This window comes from Ruegeria sp. BB1 (assembly GCF_056539465.1).
In genome coordinates, this window is the sequence record NZ_JBQFVB010000012.1 from 1 (window position 1) to 24,702 (window position 24,702).

General features: G+C 54.7%; 23 protein-coding genes and 2 tRNA genes. 11 read left to right on the plus strand and 14 right to left on the minus strand.

All coding sequences use genetic code 11. From position 1 onward, the window contains the following. Nucleotides 1–188: 188 nt before the first annotated feature. Nucleotides 189–563: a hypothetical protein gene (locus ACR0AL_RS19200; protein WP_480664317.1), complete on the minus strand. Its 375-nt coding sequence runs from the start codon at nt 561–563 to the stop codon at nt 189–191. Between the two features lie 49 nt (nt 564–612). On the opposite strand from ACR0AL_RS19200, the gene ACR0AL_RS19205 reads away from it, so the two are divergent. Beyond that, on the plus strand, nt 613–1,413 hold the full coding sequence (locus ACR0AL_RS19205) for an alpha/beta fold hydrolase (protein WP_480664319.1): 801 nt from the start codon (nt 613–615) through the stop codon (nt 1,411–1,413). Nucleotides 1,414–1,417: 4 nt separating this feature from the next. On the opposite strand, the gene ACR0AL_RS19210 is transcribed toward ACR0AL_RS19205, so the two are convergent. From ACR0AL_RS19210 to ACR0AL_RS19230, 5 genes are all read right to left on the minus strand, one after another. Then, entirely contained in the window at nt 1,418–1,792 is a 375-nt protein-coding gene (locus ACR0AL_RS19210) for a rhodanese-like domain-containing protein (protein ID WP_170414438.1), read from the minus strand. Nucleotides 1,793–1,859: 67 nt separating this feature from the next. Next, nucleotides 1,860–3,212 (minus strand): HlyD family type I secretion periplasmic adaptor subunit, encoded by a 1,353-nt coding sequence (locus ACR0AL_RS19215; RefSeq protein ID WP_170351284.1) that lies wholly within the window; start codon nt 3,210–3,212, stop codon nt 1,860–1,862. A 12-nt stretch (nt 3,213–3,224) separates the two neighbouring features. After that, complete coding sequence (locus ACR0AL_RS19220) at nt 3,225–5,330, minus strand: type I secretion system permease/ATPase (RefSeq protein WP_437440781.1); 2,106 nt, start codon at nt 5,328–5,330, stop codon at nt 3,225–3,227. 166 nt (nt 5,331–5,496) lie between these two features. Further along, nucleotides 5,497–7,449, minus strand: a complete 1,953-nt coding sequence (locus ACR0AL_RS19225) for a type I secretion protein (RefSeq protein ID WP_170351286.1) — start codon at nt 7,447–7,449, stop codon at nt 5,497–5,499. Nucleotides 7,450–7,574: 125 nt separating this feature from the next. Then, nucleotides 7,575–9,728, minus strand: a complete 2,154-nt coding sequence (locus tag ACR0AL_RS19230) for a hypothetical protein (RefSeq protein ID WP_170351287.1) — start codon at nt 9,726–9,728, stop codon at nt 7,575–7,577. Nucleotides 9,729–10,331: 603 nt separating this feature from the next. On the opposite strand from ACR0AL_RS19230, the gene ACR0AL_RS19235 reads away from it, so the two are divergent. Next, complete coding sequence (locus ACR0AL_RS19235; protein ID WP_170351288.1) at nt 10,332–11,099, plus strand: helix-turn-helix domain-containing protein; 768 nt, start codon at nt 10,332–10,334, stop codon at nt 11,097–11,099. Beyond that, entirely contained in the window at nt 11,092–11,589 is a 498-nt protein-coding gene (locus tag ACR0AL_RS19240; protein ID WP_254437464.1) for a hypothetical protein, read from the plus strand. The genes ACR0AL_RS19235 and ACR0AL_RS19240 overlap by 8 nt, the downstream gene beginning before the upstream one ends. 136 nt (nt 11,590–11,725) lie before the next feature. On the opposite strand, the gene ACR0AL_RS19245 is transcribed toward ACR0AL_RS19240, so the two are convergent. Beyond that, nucleotides 11,726–11,810 (minus strand) — tRNA-Leu (locus ACR0AL_RS19245). A gap of 312 nt (nt 11,811–12,122) precedes the next feature. Here ACR0AL_RS19245 and ACR0AL_RS19250 point away from each other — a divergent pair. After that, nucleotides 12,123–12,605 carry a hypothetical protein gene (locus ACR0AL_RS19250; protein ID WP_170351290.1) on the plus strand — a complete coding sequence of 161 codons (483 nt, stop codon included), beginning with the start codon at nt 12,123–12,125 and terminating at the stop codon, nt 12,603–12,605. Nucleotides 12,606–13,420: 815 nt separating this feature from the next. Here the strand turns inward: ACR0AL_RS19250 and ACR0AL_RS19255 are convergent. The 3 genes from ACR0AL_RS19255 to gntH all read right to left on the minus strand — a co-directional run bounded on the left by ACR0AL_RS19255 (nt 13,421) and on the right by gntH (nt 17,852). Beyond that, on the minus strand, nt 13,421–14,677 hold the full coding sequence (locus ACR0AL_RS19255) for a HupE/UreJ family protein (protein WP_480664321.1): 1,257 nt from the start codon (nt 14,675–14,677) through the stop codon (nt 13,421–13,423). A 19-nt stretch (nt 14,678–14,696) separates the two neighbouring features. Next, nucleotides 14,697–16,454, minus strand: coding sequence for a hypothetical protein (locus ACR0AL_RS19260; RefSeq protein ID WP_480664323.1), 1,758 nt, complete (start codon nt 16,452–16,454; stop codon nt 14,697–14,699). A gap of 204 nt (nt 16,455–16,658) precedes the next feature. Beyond that, nucleotides 16,659–17,852 (minus strand): guanitoxin biosynthesis MBL fold metallo-hydrolase GntH, encoded by a 1,194-nt coding sequence (gntH, locus tag ACR0AL_RS19265; protein WP_170351293.1) that lies wholly within the window; start codon nt 17,850–17,852, stop codon nt 16,659–16,661. Between the two features lie 126 nt (nt 17,853–17,978). Here gntH and ACR0AL_RS19270 point away from each other — a divergent pair, with 126 nt between their 5' ends. After that, the gene (locus tag ACR0AL_RS19270; RefSeq protein ID WP_170351294.1) at nt 17,979–18,533 is read left to right on the plus strand and encodes a TetR/AcrR family transcriptional regulator; all 555 of its coding nucleotides are present in this window, start codon (nt 17,979–17,981) and stop codon (nt 18,531–18,533) included. Nucleotides 18,534–19,028: 495 nt separating this feature from the next. On the opposite strand, the gene ACR0AL_RS19275 is transcribed toward ACR0AL_RS19270, so the two are convergent. Further along, a tRNA-Thr gene (locus ACR0AL_RS19275) sits at nt 19,029–19,104 on the minus strand. Nucleotides 19,105–19,286: 182 nt separating this feature from the next. On the opposite strand from ACR0AL_RS19275, the gene ACR0AL_RS19280 reads away from it, so the two are divergent. Continuing rightward, nucleotides 19,287–20,156 (plus strand): hypothetical protein, encoded by an 870-nt coding sequence (locus ACR0AL_RS19280; protein WP_170351323.1) that lies wholly within the window; start codon nt 19,287–19,289, stop codon nt 20,154–20,156. A 55-nt stretch (nt 20,157–20,211) separates the two neighbouring features. On the opposite strand, the gene ACR0AL_RS19285 is transcribed toward ACR0AL_RS19280, so the two are convergent. Next, entirely contained in the window at nt 20,212–20,481 is a 270-nt protein-coding gene (locus ACR0AL_RS19285; protein ID WP_058282431.1) for a DUF2312 domain-containing protein, read from the minus strand. A gap of 161 nt (nt 20,482–20,642) precedes the next feature. Between ACR0AL_RS19285 and ACR0AL_RS19290 the strand changes: the two genes are divergently transcribed. Next, entirely contained in the window at nt 20,643–20,861 is a 219-nt protein-coding gene (locus ACR0AL_RS19290) for a hypothetical protein (protein ID WP_170351324.1), read from the plus strand. 9 nt (nt 20,862–20,870) lie between these two features. Here the strand turns inward: ACR0AL_RS19290 and ACR0AL_RS19295 are convergent, their stop codons facing one another. Next, on the minus strand, nt 20,871–21,086 hold the full coding sequence (locus ACR0AL_RS19295; protein WP_170351325.1) for a hypothetical protein: 216 nt from the start codon (nt 21,084–21,086) through the stop codon (nt 20,871–20,873). A gap of 244 nt (nt 21,087–21,330) precedes the next feature. Here ACR0AL_RS19295 and ACR0AL_RS19300 point away from each other — a divergent pair, with 244 nt between their 5' ends. The 4 genes from ACR0AL_RS19300 to ACR0AL_RS19315 are packed head-to-tail and all read left to right on the plus strand — an operon-like array spanning nt 21,331 to nt 23,521. Continuing rightward, on the plus strand, nt 21,331–22,194 hold the full coding sequence (locus ACR0AL_RS19300) for an MBL fold metallo-hydrolase (RefSeq protein ID WP_170379203.1): 864 nt from the start codon (nt 21,331–21,333) through the stop codon (nt 22,192–22,194). 32 nt (nt 22,195–22,226) lie between these two features. Then, a complete protein-coding gene (locus tag ACR0AL_RS19305) occupies nt 22,227–22,649 on the plus strand; it encodes a YeeE/YedE family protein (protein ID WP_170362575.1) in 423 nt (140 codons plus the stop codon). Beyond that, nucleotides 22,649–23,080, plus strand: a complete 432-nt coding sequence (locus ACR0AL_RS19310; RefSeq protein WP_170398798.1) for a DUF6691 family protein — start codon at nt 22,649–22,651, stop codon at nt 23,078–23,080. The genes ACR0AL_RS19305 and ACR0AL_RS19310 overlap by 1 nt, the downstream gene beginning before the upstream one ends. A gap of 9 nt (nt 23,081–23,089) precedes the next feature. Beyond that, nucleotides 23,090–23,521 (plus strand): protein tyrosine phosphatase family protein, encoded by a 432-nt coding sequence (locus tag ACR0AL_RS19315; protein ID WP_170362573.1) that lies wholly within the window; start codon nt 23,090–23,092, stop codon nt 23,519–23,521. Nucleotide 23,522: 1 nt separating this feature from the next. Here ACR0AL_RS19315 and ACR0AL_RS19320 read toward each other — a convergent pair whose 3' ends face one another. Then, nucleotides 23,523–24,629, minus strand: a complete 1,107-nt coding sequence (locus ACR0AL_RS19320; RefSeq protein WP_480664325.1) for a FliM/FliN family flagellar motor C-terminal domain-containing protein — start codon at nt 24,627–24,629, stop codon at nt 23,523–23,525. Nucleotides 24,630–24,702: the final 73 nt, after the last annotated feature.

Here is a 24,702-nt window from a genome sequence, read left to right on the forward strand (position 1 = left end):
CCGACTGGATCATCGAAGTGGTCGACGGGCTGGCCGCCAATGGCGAAGACGGCAACAGCGCCGTCGAAGCCAAGGTCAAAGCCGAGGTCGCGGACCTCTGCGCCAAGTTCCCTCTCTATCCGAACCTGTAATCAGGTCGAAAATCAAAGACTTGAACGGCGCCTTTGAGGCGCCGTTTTTCATACGGATCAGATAAAACCCTGCCACCACAAGAAGACAAGCAACAGAATCGTTAAAGCGATCAGGTTGAACGCCAGTCCCCCCAGCATCCCCAGGAACCAGCCCAGCCGCCGGTCGGCGCGATTGATACCGCTGAGATGCGCCTGAACCTCTTCTGACGCAAGCGCAAGTTTCGGGGTGTCCAGAATCAGCCGCAGCTTCGGATGGGCGGCCATTGGCTCGGCACTGGCCAACAGCAAGGCCTGTTTGTAAATCCGCCGGGGCAGTTGCCGCTTGGCCTTGCGGATCGAGGCCGTCAGCGTCTTATCCCGCACACCCAACTTTTTGCGCAGCAACTGAACCGTCTGCGCGATCTGGGTTTGGATATCTGTTTTTTCCGACATGACGAGGCCTCCAAGCCCGCCAATCTAGCCGCCTCTTGCGAAGGCGACAATGGGGCTGGTCGTTTCTATTCACGGCGGGTATCACAACTTCATGCTGAACACGATCATACATGGTGAACCGACCGCGACCCCCCCTTTGCTGATTGCGCATGGGCTGTACGGCTCGGCCCGGAACTGGGGCGTAATTGCCAGACGGCTGGCTGATGAGCGGCAGGTTGTGGCCGTCGATATGCGCAACCACGCGTACAGCATGTGGACCGAGCAGCACAGCTATGGCGACCTTGCCAATGATCTGGCCGAAGTGATTGCGCACTATGGTGGCGAAGCCGACGTGTTGGGCCATTCGATGGGCGGCAAGGCGGCGATGACGCTGGCGCTGCAACACGGCGAACTGCTACGCAAACTGGTGGTCGCCGACATTGCGCCAGTCACCTACTCTCATAGCCAGATCCAGTTCATCGAGGCGATGCGCGCCGTCGACCTGTCAAAAGTCGAGCGACGTTCGGATGCGTCACAGCAATTGGCCGAACTGGGTGTAGAAAAAGCGCTTCAAAGCTTTTTCACGCAGTCGCTGGATGTTCAGGGGCAACGCTGGCTACTGAACCTGGATGTTCTGGCCGCCGAGATGCCCAAAATCATGGGTTTTCCGCAGCTGGACGCAACCTGGGATGGTCCGACCCTGTTTCTTTCGGGCGGCGATTCTGACTATGTCCTGCCTGAACACCGTGACCTGATCCGCACGCTGTTCCCGGCCGCCAGGTTTGCCAAAATCCCCGGTGCAGGCCACTGGCTGCACGCCGAAAAACCGCGCGAATTCGAAGCCGCCGTAAGGGCGTTTCTGAACGCCTGATCCTTTAGGACGACACCTCACCCCCACCATTAATCCAATCGGGCAATCCGCCAAGATTGTAGACCTGCTCATATCCCATGTCTTTCAGCAGCTTACCGGCCAAAGCGGCGCGGCCACCAGCGGCGCAATAAAGAACGATGGGGCGATTTTTCCGAAGCTCGGGGTCGTGAGATTGCAAGCTATTATCGGCGCGAAATTCCAGCATGCTGCGCGGGATGTGGTGGGCACCATTGGCCCGGCCCGTCTGCTGCAATTCAACAGCATCGCGCACATCCAGAAGCAACCCGCCCTGTTCCATGACCTGTTGGGCAAAATCGGTGTCTACACGTTCGACGACCGCATTTGCGGCCTCCATCATGGCTTTTACGGTCAATGGCATCAGCAGTCCTCCGGTGAATATCACCGAAGGCTAACATGCGAAAAATGGAAGGTGTAGACCGCCCCTGCTATTGTTCGCGGAATGCGCGCGACATGCTGTCCGTCACAGGTTTCGCGATATAGGCCGCAAAGGTCCGCTCTTCGGTCTGGATCATGATCTCGGCGGGCATACCCGGTGTTGGGATAAAGCCGCGCACGCGTTCAATCTCTTCTGGTTCCAGTGAAATGCGGGCCAGATAGACCTCTTGCGGGGCTCCAGTTGAATCCTCGATCACCGAGTCTGCAGACAGATAGAACACCTGCCCTTGCAGCACCGGTGTTGTCCTCTGGTTCAGGGCGACCAGACGCACGGTGGCGTCCTGCCCTGTCACGACACTGTCGATCTCGGTGCGCGGAATCTGTGCTTCGATGATCAGCGGAGCGTCTGCGGGTAGAATCTCGGCAATGGGTTCACCGGTTTCGATCACACCACCCGGCGTATGATAGTGCAGTCGCACCACTGTGCCGGATACCGGAGCCCGCACAACGGCGCGGTCCAGAACGCTGCGGGCCTGGCGAGCTTTTTCACGGACACTTTCCAGATCGGCTTCGATCACGCCCAACTCATCCAGCGCGGCCTCACGATAGGCAGCACGGGTGCGAGTAATCTGTTCTTCGTATTTCAACAGCATCTGGCTGATCTCAGCCGCTTCGGCCTGCAGCCGTGCTTGTTGCCCTTCCGCTTCGGCCTGAACCCGACGGATCGTGTTCAGCTCACCTTTGCGCACCAGGCCTTTTTCGAACAGCGCCTGCTTGGTTTCGAGTTCTTCCTGCAGAATTTCCGAGCGCCGCACCATGCTGTCCAACTGTGCATTGAACCCGCTGGAGCGAATTCTCAGAGCTTCCATGTTGCGTTCGAGCAGAGCGATGTCGTTCAACAGCGTCTTGCGGGACAGATCAAAAGTGATCTTTTGCCCATCGAGAATGGACAGAACTTCTGTATCTTCTGAATTGGCAATAAGGTCAGGCGAGAACTCCAGCCGCTGCAGTTCATTGTACTCGGCATTCAGACGATCTGACATGGCCTGCAGGCGGATTTTACGGATGAACAATTCACGCTCATTGGCTTCGGCCGAGGTCTGATCCAGCGTCATCATCACTTGCCCGGCTTTGATAGCCTGACCTTCAACAACCTGGATTTCCTCGATGATACCGCCTTCCAGGTGCTGCACGATCTTGTTGCGACCTGTCGCGACAAAACTACCTTGTGCAATCACAGCAGCGGCCAGCGGTGCACTGAACGACCAGACGCCAAAACCGCCAAAGCAAACGACAAGCATGGTAAGCCCAATTACAACCAGACGATTGATCGAGCGTGGAACTTCGGCATACCAGACGGTCGGATCATTGGGATCGTTGTTCACGGGTACCAGTTCATTCATGTCGCACCCCCCTTATTTGTTTTGAATGCCGGGCTGATTATTACGCGGCCCGTTCAGTTGTTGCAGAACCTGTTCGCGATGACCAAACAGCGCCACACGGCCATCCGTCAGCAGCATGATCTTGTCGACCACGTTCAGCAGCGTTGGTTTCTGCGTGATCACCACGACGGTAATCTTGCTTTCCCGTGCCTGTTCGATGGCCCGGGCAAGGGCCCTGTCACCAGCAACGTCCAGGTTCGAGTTCGGCTCGTCCAGAACCACCATGCGCGGATTGCCAAAGAAGGCCCGCGCCAGTGCGATGCGCTGTTTCTGACCACCCGACAAGGGTGACCCATCCGCAGCCACCACGGTTTCATAGCCTTGCGGCAACGTGGCAATCATGTTGTGTACATCGGCCAGAACGGCGGCGTCGTGGATTTGTTCGTCGGTCGCATCGTCCCGCATCCGGCCGATATTGTCTTTGATCGTACCAGGGAACAATTGCACGTCCTGCGGAAGATAGCCGATGCTTTCGCCAAACTGACGCGGATCCCAGTTGCGGATATCCATCAGGTCCAGCCGGACGCTGCCGGATGTGGGCAGGATTGACCCAACCAGCGTTTTGCCCAGCGTGGTCTTGCCCGCACCCGAGTTGCCGATGATGGCCAGAGTTTCACCCGGGTTCAGCGAGAAACTGATCCCGTTCAGCACAACACGCTTGGTGCCGCCAGGCACATAGAGAAGGCGTTCCACGTCCAGCCGACCTTCGGGGCGCGGCAAGCGCAGCTTTTCGAATTGCAGGGCCGAGTTGGATAGCAATTGATTGATCCGGCCATAGGCTCCGCGTGTCAGCAGGAAGCCGTTCCAGCCTTCGATCGAACCCTCGATCGGCGCGAAAGCGCGGCCCGCGATAATTGAGGCCGCAATGACCATGCCGCCGGTGATCTCACCCTGCAAAGCCAGAAACGCGCCCCAACCCAGAATGCCGATCTGCGTCAGCAAACGCACCGCCCGCGAAATGGCCGCGAAAATCACATTCCGGTCCTGCGCGCGGACCTGCCATGTCAGGGATTGTGCGGTGTCGCGTCCCCAGATGCGCACGGCCTCGGGGATCATTGCCAGTGCGTTGATGATCTGACTATTTCGCGACATCGAATCCAGATGCATGTTAGCCATGGACTGCGCCTTGTTGGCTTCGGCAAAGGGTTTGGCCGTCATACGCTGGTTGATGAATGCAATTGTCATCAGCAAAACCGCCGTAACGATAACGATCATCCCAAGCTGCGGGTGAACCAAAAAGATCATCAGGATGAACAATGGTGCGAAGGGCACGTCCAGGAAGGAAATCAGTGTCCCCGAGACCAAAAAGCTGCGCACTTGCTGCAAATCACCGAGTGTTTGGTATTCCCGCCCAGAGCCATGCAGCGACGCATGCGCCGCAGCGCTGAGAACCGGGGCACCCAGACGGGCTGCCACCTCAACCGCGGTGCGCATCAGCATGAACCGCCGCACCGCGTCGAAGGCGGATTGGAAAATCACTGCCCCGGCGACAATGGCGGTCAACATGATCAGCGTGTCCAACGACCGGCTAGTCAGGACGCGGTCACTGATCTGGAACAGATAGATCGGGATCGCCAATATCAGAACATTCGTTGCACAGGTCAGAACCAGCACAAAAGCCAGATTGCGATAGATCGCGCGTAACGAAGTGCGCAACGTCGCCTGAAAATCTTCAGGCGGCGTTCGCTTGTGAAATGTTTGGGGTGGCCCCTTGCCATCGCCGCCGCCAGAATTACTGCGCAGCATTGGCTCGTTCGCTTTGGCCTCGATAGTGGTGCCCATGCGATCACCGCCACTCGAGCGCGACGCGGGGGGTGTACGGTCGCTCGTTTTATTGACGGGTTCAGGATCGGGGCCCTCGACATCGGCCACCCCATCACCGCTGCCCTGTTGGTCATTGTCTTCGGCAGGCTGCGGCTGCTTGCGCCGGGAGGAAGGTCCGGCGCGCAGGTGCGGTTCCTCTTTCACTTCGTGATGTTCAGGATCAGCTTTCACGGTTTTGCCGGCGCTCGCATCGCTTTTGGCGACTGCCTCCCGTTCACCGTCTGGCGGATTACTAACGCGTAAATCTTCGCTCAAGCGCAATCCGAGAACTTTTTTCCGTTTCAAATCTGATTTGCTCGCACTTGGCGGCTTGGAAACGGCACCAGCGTTACGATCCAACGGACTGGCGTATCGTCTCGGGCGCGACGGAAAAACAATCGACATGTTAAAACTTTCAAAACACTCGTAACAAACAGGGTTACTACGCTAGCATAGATTGCAGGCCGTCGTCGATGGCAGCCGCTTCTGAGGACGTCAGATTGCTCTGGCCTGGGGCGTTTTCCGAATTGCCCGGCCCATCTACATCCTCCAACAACATCGCGATCGCTTCGTTGACAAGCTCGGCATTTTCCTCTTCTGGGCTGTCGATAAGGCTGGCCTGATGCAACATCACATCCGAGTATTCGCCCTCTTGCGCCATCACGACAGAGTCGATTCCCATTTTGGTCACGTTGGCCGAATTCAATAACGCGTTGCCCGCACCTAGCGCGGAAACCCCTTCTCCGCTTGAGTTTTCGACGTAAACATCGTCGTCATCCTGCAACATGGTTACCTGGTCAATGACGTTGATCTGCAGCAGGTCACCTTCGATCTTGAGAACCCGCACCACTTCTGTTCCGGCAAACATCGGATCGTTCAACAACGCGTCTTCCAGTGCATCGGTATCCACCTCTTGCAAAGATACCGTGCTGGCCAGATTGTCGCTTAACTCTTCGTGGGTGTCTTCCCCTTCGGTCGTCAACGATACCTGGTTCATTACAAGATTGTCTTCGGCATCCGTCGGGCTTGCGCCGTGAATCACATCATTGTCCAACAAAACGATGGTCTGGTTCACAACGTCGATCGAGACCATATCGCCGCCAATAATGATCACATCATAATAGCTGCCCAGCTGAATGATGTTGGTCACATTGGCCATATCATTATCGCCCAGCGTATAGGCTGTGGACGAAGCTGAGATTTCCGTATTGATGTGGTCAATATCCGTGGCGTCGATAAGCTGCTCAATGAAATTGGTCACCAGCAGATCACCGGAAATCCAGTCGATCATGACAATCGGGTCCTGATCGGGATTATCCGAGACATTGTGTTCCACCCATGATGCCTCGTTGGCTTCGGTCGCGATGTTTGAAGACTGGACAACATGCGTGTCGCTTTGCGCACCCGGCGCACCTTGGTCGACATCAGAGACGACGGCGACCTGGCTGACAGCGGTCAGGTTGATCGCCTGCCCACCGACCACGATGTTGGGCGCATCGACCCAGCCAACCGATACCGCGACTTCGTTGACGGCATAGTTGCCACCCGCGACCACCGAATGACCGTCTTCAAATTCGGGGTCTTCGGATTGATCCCATTCGGCAGGCAATGCCTCGGCCAACTCGTCCTCGGCGTCTTCGTCCTCCAAATCATCCTTGTGATGTTCCGGCAGCAGCTCCAAAAAGTCCGGAATTTCATCGACATACTCGCCATTCACGATAATGCCCGAGGCATCCTCGCCGTGAAACTGATGTACCGTTACGCCTTCAATCTCAAGATTAATGGGCGATTGCATTTGTTCGATAAGTTGTTCGACAGCCTCACCGGACTGATAGTCCTGGATGTGGATCGATGGGGTCGATATGGCATGCAAGGACAGTGCCGCGCTTTGCAGCGCGTCGGCTTGCGCCATCAGGGCCTCGACATCACGGAAGTCACCTTCGCCCACGACATCGTTGTCGATCAGATGGATTTTCTGCACCGTGTAGGTGACCGCTGATCCAATCAGCTCGGTGATGTATTCGGGCTCCAGAATGATGTTCATCTGCACAAACGAGCTGAATCCCGGCGCATCTTCGGGCAAGATCGCATCCGGGCCGACCGCAGGGCCGGGTGACCCATCAGCACCATCAATCAGACCAGAATTTTCCGTTGGTGGGGGGACATCATCTTGTGCGGGTCCAAACTTGTAAGGCACCGGACCGTAATCGCCCGGATCCATTTTCAGATTGGCTTTGACATTGATGCGGGCCGGATCTTCGAGACCCTCAAGTTCTGCTTTCTTACGCAGAGCAGTAAATTCTTCATAAAAATCACGCCAACGGGCCTGTTCGGTCGTAAGTTCAAAAGTGCCAACAAAATGTGCAATTTGTTCCGTAATACTGTCGAGTGCCATTTTAGTTTCCTTTCCCTGCCCCGGCCTGAAATTTCCGGTTTAGGTTAAGTTGGGCCGAGGCCGCATAATGCGCCCCCGGCAGTTTTTAAGAGGTCAGAGCCCGCCAAAGCGAGCTCTGCTTCCGATTAAACGTCGGTGTCGTCGCTGGAGTAGCTGGACGACATGTTGCCGCCAACCATGGTCGTATCGACCGAGTTACCAAGAACGTTGGCACCCATGACGATCGACTGGTTGAACGCCGAAGTATCGACGACCGCTGCGGCCGATGCGTGCGACTCACCGTTGACGATGCCATCGCCACCGTTGCCCGAACCCCAGTCACCAGCGTTGCCACCGGCACCACCTGCGCCCGAGTTCGCACCCGATGCGTCGCCGCCTTGCTGCATGCCACCTTTGGTGTCACCAATATCGACGAAGCCGTGCGAATTACCGCCTTGGCCACCCATGGCTTGTGCAGCACCGCCGCCGCCACCGATGCCCGACGTGGACGTACCGTCCGATGTACCGTATCCGGTAGCCGTTGCATCGTTGTCGGAGCTGCCTGCGCCGCCATAGCCAGAGATTGCGTCAGCCATCGCGTCAGCGGATCCGTCAGTGTCCGCAACCGCCCAAAGGCTGGAAGCTGCGCCATTACCGGCGTCATTGTCGGCGTCTACCGATCCGGTGCCGCTACCATCAGAGGTCGCATCCAGATCGATTGCGCCGCCGCCGCCACCGACGCCGTCCGCTGTCGCAGTACCGGTTCCGGTACCGTCAGCACTGCCGTCGGAGGTGTTGGTTCCGCCAGCTCCACCAGCAGAGTCCGCATTCTGGTTACCGACGCCTTGAGCATCCGATGTCGCATCAGCGTCAGCATCCGGGTCACCACCGTCACCCGAACCGCCGGTACCCGTACCGCCAGTTCCGCCACCGGTGATGTTCTCATTGCTTCCGTTGCCGCCGGTTCCAGCACCGCCGGCACCGCCGCCGCCTGCTGCTTCTTCAAAGTCAGCAGGGCTGCCAGCACCACCGGCACCACCGGTGCCCGCACCGCCAGTTGCGTCGTTGTTGCTACCGTCGCCGCCGTTGGCATTGCCACCGTCGCCTTTGCCGCCGTCGCCGCTTGCGTCGTTACCAGCCACGCTGCCAGCAAGGCTGCCTGCAAGGCCCAGGCCCAAGTTGCCGGCGCCACTGTTGCCACCGTCTGAACCGTTCGCCGACGAGTCGTTAGCACCAAGACCAGCACCCAGCGCGTGGGCGTCGCTGTCGTTGTTGCCGCCAGTCGAGTCGCCGTCATTGCCAGCGCCTGAAAGACCAACACCCAGACCCAGACCGATTGATCCGGCATTTCCGCCGTCACCACCGTCACTGTCAGCATCCGACGCGTCCGAGTCACCGTCATTGTCAGCCTTCGAATCGGCATTCGCATTGCCGCTATCGCCACCGTCTCCGGAGCCGTCAGAGCTTGCGTAGCCTTTACCAACGTTCAGACCCAAGGTCGTTGCATCACCCGAGTCGCCACCGTTTCCGGCATCTGCGTCGGCGTCAGCATCACCTGCTTCGCCACCACCGGCATAGGCAGATGCGCCCTTGGTGTATGACATTGCGTTGCCGCCGTCGGTTGATCCACCGTCACCGGAGTCACCGCCGTCTGCGTGCGATGCAATACCTTCAGCAGCGTTGGCTTCGCCACCATGGGCATCACCGTGCTGTTCGAAGGTACCACCGTCGTTCGACACACGTGCCGCGCCCAGATGGTCATCGTCATTCAGGTGGGCCACTTGGTTGTTGATGGCCAGCATGTCGTTGCCTTGACCGTCCAACGAGATATCCAGGTTCATGTCGTCGCCCGGATCATAGTTAAAGTCGTTTCCGACCGTGATGATGTCCTCGACCGAGCCACCTTCATACACATCGACATCAACCAGATCATCGTCATTGGGGCGGAGACCTTCCTCACCAAAGTCGATGCTTACAGAGTTGGAGTTGTCGTTGGTGTTGTCACCATTGTACTGATGCTGGTCCTGATCCTGATCTTGCTTCTGTTTCTGATCCTGATCCGCGTCCGCGTCTGCAGACTGTTCCTGACCCTGTTCCTGACCTTGGTCTTGACCCTGTTCCTGGTCTGCTTCAGCAGTCTGTTCCTGACCCTGTTCCTGACCTTGCTCATTATGGTTCGCGTCAATTTCTGCTTCTTCAACGTCCACGTCTGCATCGACATAAACATATGCATCATCGACGTTCACTTCGCCGATGGCAGTAACATCATTGACAGGTTGTTCATGGTTGCGCTTTTTCATTTCAAAATTCCACTTTTTAAGCGCCCGACCGTCATTCATCTACAAAACGGCTACTGGCGCAGTTGAAACAATTTTTAAGCATTCAGGCGCAATACGCGCATGAAGCGGTTTCATTTGGTTGATTCGTTCACCACCTTCCTTTCCCGGCTAAGCCGATGCGCTGTCCGCGATAATTAGGATTCGTGCAAATTCACGAATCGCGGACACGTCAGGAACCAAGCTTCTCAAATTGAAGCAGGGACATGGTTGCAGCGTGAAGGCTGTCTGAATAGCTGCCCTAAAGTATTAGATATGGTAAGATGCTGATTTAATTTAAAATTTTAAAAATTAACCCAAAATTAACGCGCAAATACACGAAAATGCGGCGGAAATTCGACCACTCGGTTAAATCCATAATTTTTCTCTACTTTTACGAGAACGGCCATGGCGAACCTAATCAATAGTTCTAGTCCCAATTGGCAGGGCGATACGAATTATTGAAGAAAATTAGACTTTCAGGTATAGTCGGTCAGGACTGTCGGCTAATTTGCCGTTAATTTGTGTTCCGATTGTTGTTTACGATTTCGTCACCGATTTTGTGGCGTGGGTTTATAGGGGGAAATAATGAGCAATCCGTTGCAGGATAATATTGCCCAACTTGATGTTAGTACCGAAGATTTCTCGATCAATTTCATCGGCAAGGAACTCTTCTTTTCCAACCAGACACTGCGAAGCGTTCAATCCGAATTCGGTGTGGCCGCTCATCGGTATGACGACATCGCCGACTTGAAAACTTCCGGCGCCCCAGTTGCCGCGGCTGGCAAAGTAGTTGTTGTCGACCAGATTATGTTAGACGATTTGCTGGCCCGCCCGCAGGTCTATACCGAAGCAACCGGATCAGGTTGTTTGGCCTTTGCGTACCGCAAAGAGGACTCGGCCCGTTTTCTGTTCGAAAACTGGGATCGGGGGCAGTTCGGGGATGTCGGCTATCTTCCCATGAATGTTGCACCGGATGTGTGGCGGTCCATTCTGCGCCTGCTGATGCATGAGGAATTGTATCTGCCGTGCTTTATGGCTGATTGCGTGTCAAATCTGCAAAATCAAAATAAACCCCGCTTGCTGCGTGAAACACCCGCAAAGCCAGAGCAAAATCCAAAGAAACCTAATCCGATCTATTCCCGGCTGACGCGGCGGGAAAAACAGGTTCTGCACCTTGTCTCGAAAGGGCAAAGCAACAAGATCATCGCGTCGAACCTCGGCATCACTGAGCACACGGTAAAGCTGCACATGCACAATGTTGCCGGTAAGATCGGTGTAAGCAACCGGACCGCGGCAGCACAGTTCTATTTCGAAGTGGCGTCCGATGAAGCGCACGGACAAACCATTGACTGAGACGCTGGAAACCCGCTTTGACCGCTTAATCTTGCTGGTCGGCAAACTGAACTACATGTGGACCAACACAGAAAGCCTGTTGATCCATCTGATTGCCGGGCTGAGCGGCACCAACAAGGACGTCGCCGTTATCATCTTCTTGACGCTCAACACGACGCGCGCCCGGATCGATCTGGTTGAACGTCTTGCCAAGATGGAAGGCCGCCCTGCCGAAATTCGCGATCCGATCCTGGCCCACACGCAACGGCTGGCCAAACTGTCGTCCATTCGGAACAGGTATAACCATTGCATCTATTCCTTTGATGCCGACAGCGGGAACCCCAAGACCATCCTGATGCGCATTGCGGACCGAAAGACCGATATTAAGCTGGGGCGTGAAGACACGGTTGATGAAAAGGCCATTCAGGAAATCGAAAGCATCGTAGCGCAATTGTCGACGGCAAACCGTGATATCTGGCGCCTGATCAACCAACTTGGTTTCCCGGTCTGATCATACATCATTAGAACCGTACTTAAATGCCCTCTTCAGCTGCCATCCATCTTGCTGAACAGTCGCCGCATTGCCTGCCAAGCCGGCTGTAATCTCGGGCAAAGGCAATCTGGCACTATCTCATTTCAGTAAAAATTGGTGCGGATGGCGGGGATCGAACCCGCAAGCCCTAGGGCGAGGGATTTTAAGTCCCTTGCGTTTACCAGTTTCGCCACATCCGCGCGCCACCAAAGCTGTAAAGCGGGTGACTTCCGAAACTCATACTGCCAACCAAAGTGATTGAAAAGCCGCAAGTTGCTTGCCGCCAAGAGAACCGGCAAACATCCCGGCTGCAAATGCTTGCGTAGGCCAAAAAGCACGCAGCTTGTTGGCGACCCACACGCTTGCTACGCAACTTCATGTGATTTCCCAAAATGATGCGCAAGCTCTACTCAGAACAGGATCACACGCGCCAGGGTTGCACGCTCATTACAGCTTCGCTACTCCGAGGGGTGTTTGATTGAGATGATTCATCAAGGTCCCTGAGTATTATTATGCAGAAAGAACAAAAGTCCTTTCAGGACCGCGTCACAAGCATCAATCATCGCGCCGAAGTGGCCGCCAGCAAAGCTACTCCTGGCAGAACAGACAGCATCTGGGTACGATTGGCATACCCCGGTTCTTTCATCGGAGCCTTTTTCCTAGGTGCCATTGCAGTTTTTCTGACACGCTATTTTCAGTCTCAGTTGGTTAACGTGCCCGGAAGTGGGCAACCCGGCGCGCAAGACATTGTCGGAATTGGTCTTGCAAGCATGGCTGGTCTGTTTGTTTCGATGCTTTTCAAAGGTAAGCAAAAGGAATTTGCCAGCGCCTGCACGCTAGGTGTTTTGCTGACCACATTTACCTACCACAATGCAGTCTGGGCCTACCCGGAATCTTTCGAGCAGGTTTACGGAGAAGAATGGGTGGAGTTCATACAAAGTATAACGAAACCTTCCAGCATTTATTTTTTCGGCAATACCATCGAGTTGAGCTGAACAGCCCATAGCGCCTGCCCCTATCGAAACGTCACTGGATGCAACAAAAAAGAAACTATTCTGAATATCTTGGCGGCCAGTGCCAGAAGCTGCTGGAAATTGGCTTGGACGACGATGGTCGATCATTTCGGATTAAATATGTCGATGGCAGCTGTTGCACGCAGACATCCAAAAAGAGGTTCACCTCGTTCTCACGACCGTGACCGCTTAGGACTTGGTTAACACCACCCTCTTTCTTCTGCGTTACGTGCTTTGCTAAGATCATGATCGCTCCAAGTTCAGCGATGACTAGAGGCATAACGTCACCTCTTGTGTCACCTTCGAATCTAGCGACTGCGCTTTAACGCTCTGATATTTAAGTACTTTCATGAGTTTCGTGGTGCCCCCCACACGGATTCTGACGCCAATAAAATCAACAACTTACAGGAAAATTTTATGCGCGTTACGTACATCTTACGTCTTTTCACCTGAAAGGTGATGGTCTCCCTATTAGTTGACGTAACGCTCTATTTCCCCAAAAAAGCATCAAGCAATTTTAGAAAACACTCTCCTTTCAATACATCACATCTAGTCCGGACTTCAGCAGAAACACTGGTCTTTCCGCAAGCCTATATCTGGTGCATGTCACGCTCATTTGGAGAACACTTCACGACGAAAGACACCTTTCAATACTCGAATACGCTGACCAATCACCCAGCACACAAGTAAAGCAAAGGCGAAGTGTCAAATTGAGCCCAAACCGGCCATCCCGAGGCTATCTGTCTCCTGCAGTCGCAGTCGGCAGGTCGCAGCCCAAAGCTATCGTTCGTAACCGGCTAAATTGAAAGTAAGTCCAGAAAGTTTTTCCCACGCTCGAATGTCCACCAACTCGCGACAGTTCCGCAGCCGATAGCTATCGAAACTCTGAGCGTAAACTCAGGAGTTGGGCCAAATTTTGAAATCGAATTTAGGAGCGGCCACGTCACCAGAACGATTGCGACTTGACCAACCTCCACGCCGATGTTGAATGCCAATAGGCTCTGCCAAATATTGGGCGAAGTCACTTGCAGGATTTCATGCAGCACGAAACTAAAGCCCAGGCCGTGAAGCAATCCCATCAGGACGGTCACTACGAAAACTTTTCTGTTGGCGTTTGGCCCCGAATCTTCTCGCTTTATGGCCAGAACAGCTGCGTAGATGATTGAGAGCGCAATCCCTGTTTCTACCAAAGGAACAAACCATGCACCGGATGGAACATAGCCAAAGAAGCCAAGCGAAAGTGTTACGCTGTGGCCAACTGTAAACCCGGTGACACGCCAGAGTAGCGCCCGCAGTTCAGGCGCGCCGATGACAAGGCAAACAACAAACAATACATGATCGATGCCTTCGAGAATGTGGCGCACACCCTCCCAAATGAAAGTCACGATTCCTGCGAAACTCGACCTTGAAATCTCAACCGGATCTTCCATCAGACCCCGCGTTCGAAAGACAAGTGGGTCGCTGGAGCCGTAGTCGAGGATGAGGTTCGCGGTCATTTCCTGGTCTGGCAATCCGGGGTTCAGAGCGTTTGACAGCGCATAGGTAGACGGGGTGGTTTTCAGGTCATACCGTACGGTGACATCGACGATGACATCGCCAACATATACAGGCAGATCGAGCGACAGAGTTGATCCCTCAAACACCGCTTTTTGGGCCTCGTTCAGAGTAGCAAATCCCGGTTCTTCGCCCACCCGATGGATTGCCACAGACACCACGTTTCCTGCTACGCGCTGACCTTGCACTTCGACAATTGTTCCGGCCTCAGCGATTCGACCGAGCCCGAGCGGGTCAGCATCCAGTTGAGCGGTGTCGGCAAAATGCACGACATTGCCGTCCTCAAGGGCATTTGTCGTAAACGGAGCAGTTGACGGAAGGCCATCTGCCCCAATTGCTCCCGTTTTGTCCGCGACAAGGTAAGGCATGGGCAGTCGAAGATGGATACGCAACCCGTCGCTGGTGTGTTCAACGTGGAATACCCGAACGTTCAGGTTCAGTAGAAAATGCGCGTGGCTCGTAACCGCGAACACTATCAGGCAGGTTGTGACAAAAACCAACAAAGCTCTGCTTATCCGCTTAGACATCCGGTGCACGCGCCTCCAACACAGTGATTGCTCTAACTTTCCAGCTACCTCGCTCAGGTCGGAACTCGACCCTTGCGCGGTATTCCACCCTTCGACGGTGATCATGACCCCAATGGCCCGCGCGCGCGTCGACCCGCCATTGCGCAACGCCTTCAAACGCTCCGTATCTATTCAATCCACCGTCTACTATGACGACATCCGTGACCTCAGCGATCTGCGCGAGGCCACCACCGGGTACCCGGATCCCCAAGCTTGCTTCCAGTTCTGCAGACACCTCAACAAGGTCAACATTCAGAACGATTGGGGCTAGCGCCTCGCTGCGTTTTTCTGGCGACACTTCGAGGGCTGCAACATAGACGTTGGCTATGAGCTGGGAAAAAGCATCCGCAGCGACATGGTCTGCGGCTTGATCAGAAGTCGGGCTTATCAATGAGACGGATCGTGAATTCCAGAATACCGACCCGATAAGAAAACAGCCGATTGTAAGCACGGATAATCCAATCCGCAGGTGCTTCTGGGAAGTTAGTATGGCGATCAGGCCGACCAGAGCTGAAAGGCCAACGGTAAACAGTGTCCACAGAGGCACAAACACAACACCTTGAGCCTTCACCCGAGAAACCTCAGGCTCGGCATATCGTTTCAGATGATTTTCCCACGTGATCTTGGCATTCTCAGGCGTCGCCCAATCCAGGAACGGACCAGCAACATCCGTCAGCGTCACAGGAACTTCGTGGATCGTATCGCCGAACATGTCCCAGGTGACAGACGCCTCCTTTGGCAAAGTTGGAATAGGATAAGACGATATCACGCCGATGAACGTCGTATCAGCATTAAGCGTTGAGGGGCCATCAACAACCTGAAACCCGCGTTCCCCGAGCGTCAGGAACGAACCGCGCACGTTCGAAGGCATTACCTGCTCGCCCTCGATGGCGACTGGGTTCTTGGTTGCGAATTCGTTCAGTGCATCCGCAAGAATCTGTGACTGTAACGCAGGATCCAGATTTGATCCGGTACCCAGGGTTTGATCGATCCAGGGTGCAAGATCACGAGACCGGATCAGGACCTCGTGGCGGAGTTCGCGTGGAGCGACATACAGATAGGATGTCGTCCCGCTTTGGGCTGAGCGGTTGAGGTTAGCGTTGGCAAATGCAGTAAACCAGGGGTCCGACCAGTTGATCGTAAATCGCGATTCTTTGCTGAGAAAACTGAATCGGGTGACCGGAACGGCGCGATCAAAGACCATGAAGCCAATCGATACCGCAGTGTCTTCGTCTTTGGCCAGCGGAGGGCGGATGATCAATTTCTCGGGTTTGAGGCCTTCAAAGTCATAGAATGCTCTAACGTAGATTACTTCAGGATCATCAGGAGGTGCCGGAATTTTGCTGCCGGTGATAGGATCGGTCATTCCGGCAAGAGGAGATGCGCGGTCGATCCTTTTGCGTCGCTCCGCAGTTAGGAATTGCAATGGCAACGGAGTTCCGTCGCCCCGAACTATCAAGAAATCTTCAAGGCCTTTGTCGGATGCAACGTCATATGTGACCAATTCCGGCCGTGGTTCCGACCATTCTCCAGATGACAGTGTCGCGGCGAAGGCCGTTAAGTCCCGAGGATATATTTCCAGATCCAGGTGAATACCTTCGTCTTCAATTCGTAAGACGGCTATGTTGTCAGCGACTTCCGCCCCGCTGTAAGGCGTCACATCTCCTTGCGCCCCAATCGGCAAAACCATTGCCGTCACAAGTGCCAGCATGTATCTGACACGGCCCGGTGGTTTGCTTACTGTGTTCCGTGACAAGTTCATTGGCAATGCTTTCGTTCCATCACTTGCCTGGGTAATGAGTTCCCCAGTTCTCGACACGCGTCTGTGACGCAGCCGTCATTCTCATGGGAAGACATTTGCCGTTTTGTCCCGCGCGACCTGTGATCTGGCCGCGCGGATACAGCGAAGTTGTTGTTATTGATCCGGCATCGGCGGCGGGGTGTATCCTTCCCACTTGCCAGCAGTCACCTTGTCAGATGGCTCTTTTTCCTTCGAGCGAGGCGCCTTGATATATTCGTCGCTGACTGCCGGTGGCAGGGCATAGTCATCCACGCTGGCCTCCCGGACGACAATCTGATCCTTGGTGACATTGATTACCTGAAGATCGCGCGCTAGCGTCAGCGGCCCGTCATACGTCGAACGAACGCCTTCCAAAATCGCCTGGTAGTTTTCTGGTGAAAGAACAGAATGGTATCCCAGTGCCATGCGAGGCTTGACCGCTGACATGACCTTGCCAAAAGCCGCGGGTTCGGTGTGGACGCGGGTGGCGACATAAGTTGCCTGCTTCATGTCCCAGCCAAAGTAGGGTGCCAACGCATCTGGCGGCAAAAACGCTTCGTGAGATGCTAAGTCTGCGTCTTTGGCATACTCGACATACCATTTATTCGGGTAGGTATCTCCGCCAAAGACGTACTTTAGCCCGTTCCATTCAAGGGAATAACTGACCGAGCCATCGAGGCTGTGGATCGCCGGCCAGGAACGAATGATGACATCGTTTTCTTGGTAAACGATCTCGTTCTCCTGCATGTAATCGAATTCGGTGACATCAAGTTTCGCACCCTCATCCGGCAAAGCACCGGTTCTGGTCGCAAGGTCCCAAGCATAAGCCTTCGACATACCGTCTACATATGCCTTGGTGCCCAGTTCTTCCTCGGATCCGGACGGACCGAAAATACGAAGCGGGGTGTAGCGGCCAGAGAGCCAGCCTCCAACGTGAAGACCCATGAAGTCACCGACATGGTCTACATGCAGATGGCTGAAAAAGACTTTATCGATCTTTGAGAAATCTGGTCGCAATGAAAAAAGGTTGCCAGTAGATCCGGTGCCAACGTCGAAAAGAAAGGTATCCCCATTGCCCAACTCGACTAGGAACGAAATGGAAACGGCCGCTTTTGTTTGGTTTGGCATTCCCGTGCCCAATGCGGTGATCCGCATCTCGCTTTCACCGAGAATTTCAGTGTTTGGGAAATAGGACGCCGGATAGGTTCCGTCTTCGATTGCAGCAGCCGTTCGACCTTTTGGAAGCATATTCTGCGCCAAAGCAGATCCACTGACCGCAAGCCCAAGCGCTAAAACTGCACTTGTCGTGGAAATGAGTAATCTATTCATAGTTCCCCCTCCCTTTAGACGTGGCTAAGCATTTCACAAAAGCGTGATTCTCAAGTCAACCATAGACATCTCTACGGTAGTACCATAGACTTCTCTATGTCAATAGAGGCCTCTATGGAAAGCGGAATGGCAGTAATCGAAAAAAAGGAAAAAGCGTCGCGCGAGGATTGGTTGCTTGCGACGCTGGACGTTTTAAGAGAGCGCGGAATAGAAGGCGTAAAGGTCGTCGCTATTGCGCGTAGGTTGGGGTTGACGAGCGGAAGTTTCTATTGGCACTTCAAGAATTTAAAAGATTTACTCGACGCCGTTTTAACCTATTGGGAAGAAGCTTTGACCGGGCACATCATTGAGGATGCAATAAAGTTTGAAGGTCCCGCGAAAGAGCGGATCAGGCTCTTGATGCAACAGGTCATTCGCGAAGACGCTTCCAGACCAGACGGGGCCATTGCGGTCTGGGCGAAGTCTGATGCGGACGCTGCATTAAGCTATAAGCGTGCTATGGACCGGCGGTTTGAGTTTTCAGCCTGGTTGTTCGAACAGGCCGGTTTCGGGCCTCAAGACGCTGAAATTCGCGGTCGTATGATGGTAATGACGCTGATGGGTGAAACAACCAACGGGTTAAAGAACTCTGACGGTTGGGAAGGTATTCTCGACCGACACTGGCGCGTTTTGGTAGCGTAGTCTTCTAAGTAGGTTTCAATAGCCACCTCGTTTGCAAATCCGATTTCAATCTGATCGGTTCATTTGGGCTATTGGAGCATTTACCCCGTCGTTGGTCTCGAAAGCTACTGCCGCCCAGAATTCACCGGTTTTGGATGACAACGAGCTTGCAGCCGACGGGTCTGATAGTTCGGTTGAGAGTGGACCACTCAACTTTGCATAGTCCGCTTCCTGCGCATTGCTGCCATTGTGGACGTATGACGATGCGGCATCAGCGAATGGCGGCTTCGTGGCCGTTGCTACTGGTGATAGCGCAACACCCGTAGAATCGACACTGCCTATCGTCTCGAAAAACAGATCGCACATTCCTTACCGGGCTTGATCACTAGTTTTGGCCGGAAGTCAAAGTCGATGGAGCACCGGCTCGAATCCGAGATACGGCTTCGAGCCATACGTCATCTTACGTACATCTTACGTACATTGGCATTTCGCAAGTCATTGTTTTTAAATGATTTGTGGTGCCCCCACACGGACTCGAACCGCGGACCTACTGATTACAAATCAGTTGCTCTACCAGCTGAGCTATAGGGGCACTGAGTGTCGATTACTTTCTCTTGTTGGAGACTGCAAGCCAATATTTTTATCTTAACTTAGTGAATGTCGGATTTCTTGGCAACGCGAAGAAACAACCGGGCAGAATGGTGTGGATTTGACTGTTCCGACCGCAGGCTGTAACCCGACTAGAAGAGTTGAAAGCAAGGACAAGAACCGAAAATGAAGGTTGCTATCCACGCGGGCGCGGCTTTTACAGATGAAGGCCGCGTGCTGAACTCGTTGAAGAAAAACTCAGGCATCCTGAAAAATAACGGGGTCAAGATTTTTGGCGCGCGACGATACAACTGGACCTTCAATCCCATTTTTGAAAAGTTGGGAACTAAGGCCGTCGACTTATCCCAAAACCTCAATAGCATTCTGCCAAACGATTCACATACCCAGCGCGCGATCTTTTCCAGTGGAAGATTTGCGGGTGAACCGGCTGATGCCTTGCAGGAAGGGCAGTTGTATCCTTTAGCCGGTCGCAGAATGGCGCTGTTGGAGCAAGCCTTTGATGAACACCAACTTGAATTGTTCATAGGGCTCAGAAATCCGGGCAGCTTTATCCCCAAATTCCTGATGTCGCTGCCCGAAGGTGAGCGTGCCGAAATTGTTCGAAACACTGACCTGAGCTGCCTTAGCTGGATCGGCATGATCGAAGACATTCAGGACCTCGCCCCCAGCGTTCAAATCACATTGTGGAGCAATGAGGACACCCCGTTTATCTGGGGGGACATTATGCGGTCTTTGACTGGCTTGGACGACAGCACGACGCTGGTGGATGAATATGACCTGTTGGCGACTTTGCTGGATGAAGCCGGACAAACCAAAGTGCTGGCCCTGAGCAACCAAATTGAGCCGCAAGACAGGTCAGCCCTGCATGAACAGTTGGCGCAGATCTTTGAAGAGCACGCGCTGCCTGAGAAAATCGAGGAAGAGTTGGACTTGCCCGGCTGGTCCACCGAGATCGTGGACGCGTTTTCAGAATTGTACGAACAGGATCTTGAACGGCTTGGTGCTGTACCGGGCGTGCGTGTTCTAAAACCCTGATCGTGAATGTGGGGGACCCGCATGACAAGAATCGTCAGACGGACCCAGCCCTGTTTCAGCTCATGCCAAGAGCTTCCTTGTACATCTCAAGCACCGCCTCTTCTTCGGCAATATCGTCCTTGTCGCGCTTGCGCAGCGCGATTACCTTGCGCATGACCTTGGTGTCGTATCCACGGGCTTTGGCCTCCGCCATCACCTCTTTTTGCTGTTCCGCAAGGTCTTTCTTTTCTGCGTCCAGGCGTTCAAAGCGTTCGATGAACTGGCGCAGCTCACCCGCGGTAACACGATAATTCGCAGTGGCCTGATCTTCGGTCATGTCATCCATAAATGTCTCTCCCAGAGGTGGATATCTGATGCTGTGACAGCGGGCTCTACGCCGGATACATTGCTGCCGCACGGGCCGCAAGCACCCAATCCTGCCGGGCTTGTGTGAGCAGTGGCGATCCGCTAAGCGCTGGTGGAATTGACAAGCAAATGTGGGGAACCATGTTCGAATTCATCACCTGGGGCGGTGCCGCCCTGTCGCTTGCCGGGCTCTGCGGCCTAGTTTGGTGTATCCTGCGTGTGATGAAGGCGCGCAAGTCCGGCCTGTCGGACGAGGAACTGCGCGCTGTTGTTCAAGGTGTATTGCCGTGGAACCTGGCATCACTGTTTTTGTCGGTTCTTGGCCTGATGGTGGTGATCGTCGGGATTTCTTTTGGCTGACTGTTATATTCAAACGGGCAGATTATCAAAGCGCGCTTCCATCGCATCTTCGCACAGGGCTGCATCCAAACGACGTAGGCGCGACGGGACATGCATTCCCTGCTGGCGCATCCGTTGAATCACCTTGGCCACACTCGGTTGCAATGCCAGACGTGTATCAAGGCACGCTCCGCTGAGCTTTTCTTCAAGTTGTTCGGCTTCTGAGTATAAATTGACTGACGACATTTCTATCCTCCCAAATGTCTTCATTTAGTCTGATATATGTGACCGTTTTAAGACCCGTATAGATTGCCACACAATCGCGCGGAAAACCGCCTGTTCGTCGAGCTATTTTTGCGACCGGGGGCGATTTGATTAATTTTTACTCGAAACGAGGCTACCCTGCTTTGACCCGCATCAAATCACGCAGTGTTGATTGCAATATATTCCGTAATTAATATATGAAATACCGACATAGGCGGAGGACCACATGACACCAAAAGTAAAAGCGTTTTTCGACCCCGAGACCTTTACGGTTTCCTACTTGGCGCAAGAGCCCGAAGGGCTTGCATGCGCGATTATCGACAGCGTTCTGGATTTTGACCACGCCTCTGGCCGGACGGGTACGCACACAGCCGATAAGATCATCGAGTACGTGCGGGCGAACAACCTGCGGGTTGAATGGATTCTGGAAAGCCATGTGCACGCCGACCACTTATCCGCTGCCCCCTATCTGCAGGAAAAGCTGGGCGGCAAGATCGGGATCGGGGATCAGATCGTTACCATTCAGGAAACCTTCGGTAAAATCTTTAACGAAGGGACCGAGTTTCAGCGGGACGGCAGTCAGTTCGACGCCCTGTTCCGCGAAGGCGACAGCTTTCACGTTGGTCAGATGCGCGGCGATGTTCTGCATACGCCCGGCCACACTCCGGCCTGCCTGACCTATGTGATTGGCGATGCCGCGTTTGTCGGCGACACTCTGTTCATGCCCGATTTCGGCACGGCGCGCTGTGATTTTCCAGGTGGGTCGTCCGCAACGCTATACGAATCGATCCAAAAAATTCTGGCACTACCGGATCAGACGCGCGTCTTTGTGGGGCATGATTACATGGCGCCGGGGCGCGACGAATATGCTTGGGAAACAACCGTGGGAGAGCAAAAGGCGCTGAATGTCCATATTGGTCATGGACGCTCTGTCGAAGAGTTCGTTGAAATGCGCGACGCCCGTGATGCAACGCTGCCCATGCCCCGCCTGATTCTGCCGTCGCTGCAGGTGAATATGCGTGCAGGGCAGATGCCGCCAGCCGATGAAGATGGCGACGTTTACCTAAAACTGCCACTGAACAAACTCTGAAACATTGACGGCTGTCACGCAAAGGACAAACAATGCAACCTGAATGGATATGGGGCCTTGGCGGAGGTCTTCTGATTGGGCTGGGTGCTGCCCTCTATTTACTGGGCAATGGGCGCATCATGGGGGCCAGTGGCATTCTGGGCGGACTGGTCGACGGCAGTGATCGATCACTTGAACGGCTGGCTTTTCTTGCGGGATTGATCGGAGTGCCCTTGTTGCTGCGGCCCCTGCTCTTGCCCGCGGCCCAAACTCATCTGACCGGGAACATCACCCTCGTGATTATCGCCGGTCTATTGGTGGGGTTGGGCACACGCATCGCCAACGGGTGTACATCGGGGCACGGCGTTTGCGGAATATCCCGATTTTCCCTGCGGGGCATTGTCGCCACAATCGTCTACATCATGGCTGGGATCGCAACGGTCGCTCTGCTGCGCCATGTCTGGGGGCTGATCTGATGCGCGTAGTCATTTCATTTCTTGCAGGATCGTTGTTCGGAATCGGCCTGCTGATCTCTGGTATGACCGACACAACCAAAGTGCAGGGCTGGTTGGATATGTTCGGACAATGGGATCCAACGCTCGCCTTTGTGATGGCTGGGGCGATCCTTCCCATGCTTGTCGCATGGCGGTTGACGTCCAACCGCCGCCCACTGACCGGAGGGAGGTTTCCGCAAAAAGCCGCACCCGAATTGGACCGCCAGTTGATCTTTGGCTCTGTTCTGTTTGGCATGGGTTGGGGATTGGTTGGGCTGTGCCCCGGACCGGCCCTTGCCTCGCTTGGCTATGGGGGAGTTGGCGGAATTGTATTCCTGATCGCCATGATTGTGGGCATGGTTGCGGCCCCTACCCTTGGTGCGCAACTGGACAGAGCCGCCAACGCGGCCTAAGCAATTGCCATGGAGATTCGCCCGATTACCCCCCGCTACGCCGTCTCGCCGCAAATTTCGGTCGAGGACGTCCCAGCCATCGCCGATGCCGGTTTTGTCAAAGTGATTTGCAACCGGCCCAATGTCGAGGTTCCTGCGGACATGCAATCAGACGCCATCGGCGACGCGGTACGTGCGGCGGGTATGGAATACGAGGTTCTGGAACTGACCCACCAGACCATGACCCCTGAAAATGTGGCCCTGCAACGCGAGTTGGCCGAAAGCTGCGGCGGACCGGTTCTGGCCTATTGCGCCTCGGGCACGCGGTGTTCGGTAGTGTGGGCATTGGGGCAGTGCGATCGGATGAGTGCGGACGACATCCTGAACGCGACCACCAAAGCGGGTTACACGCTGGACAACCTGCGCCCGATCCTTGAGCAGATCCGCGGCGACACTGAGTAAACTAGCTAGAATTATTGGGATCAGTTGTGGGCGTCGACAACCCGGCCAGCTGCGAAATTTCGGCAACCATTTGATCTGAGTCGGCAAAATTCAGGTTCGTTTCCAAATCCTCCGGTGCGATTGAATCGAACGGCACAGGCATCTGCGACATCTCTGGTCGTGCGGGCATGTCCGGTTCCTGATGAGATGCCACAGGCGACCGGGCCTCCAGAAACTCCTCCGCTTCAGATTGGGTCAACGCCGTAAGCGGTGCGCATTCGTTCAGGCGCACGGCGCGCATCCCGCCACATTGCCCCAAACGGCCAACGGCAGCGGGCGCGCGGTCGATCGTCAAGACCTGCGCCCGATCCAGCCGTGATCCCGTCAACGGCAGCACATCCCCAACGGCAAGGTCAGACAGCGACGCCAGCGGCAAGGTCATTCGGCAGATCACCGCGTTTAACTCTGCCCGCAAAACACCCGAAGCCTGTTCAAGGTTTGGACCTGTGTCCTCTTGCCTGACCTCCCCCTCCTGCTCTGCCGGATAATCGGGCAGAAAGACAGAAATTTGGCCCTGCCGCAGGCCACCGCCAAGTTCCACGGTAAGGTCAAACACCCGATACGTATCTTCAACCATCGCCAGCGACAATGTGCGCAAATCTGCCAAACGCGTGGAAAATTCATACCCCAACAAACTGGATTGATCCAAGGGCGCATCCACCAGTTCCACAGACCGTGCCAAGACCTGCTCGACCAACGGGGCAACCATCGCACCATCCGTGTGCGTGAAGGCACGTGGCGCAGGATCATCCGCCATTACCTCACCAATCGTTTGCACTTGAACGATGGCTGAAACAGCGCCCAGATCCATGCAGACAGCGGCAGAGATTCCTTCGCTGTTCATAAACTGCAGCATCAACCAATCTTCCCCAACCGGCCCCGCCAGCATGTCCGGCGTACGGTTGGATTGTTTGGCCCCTATGACAACAAGCGGGAGTTGCAAATTGTCCCCGGCCGAGCGGGCAAAAGCCAGCCGCAGCGCCCGCAAGATCGAGCGTGGCTTATCGCCCTGCTCTTCCCGTCCCGCTGAAAGCTTGCGCGCCAATGCTGCGCTGACCGTTTGCGACATTCTCGAATCCGCTGTGTTTTTCCGCGTCTGACACCCTGTCTAAACCCATGCTGGTTACGAATGTCTTTACAAG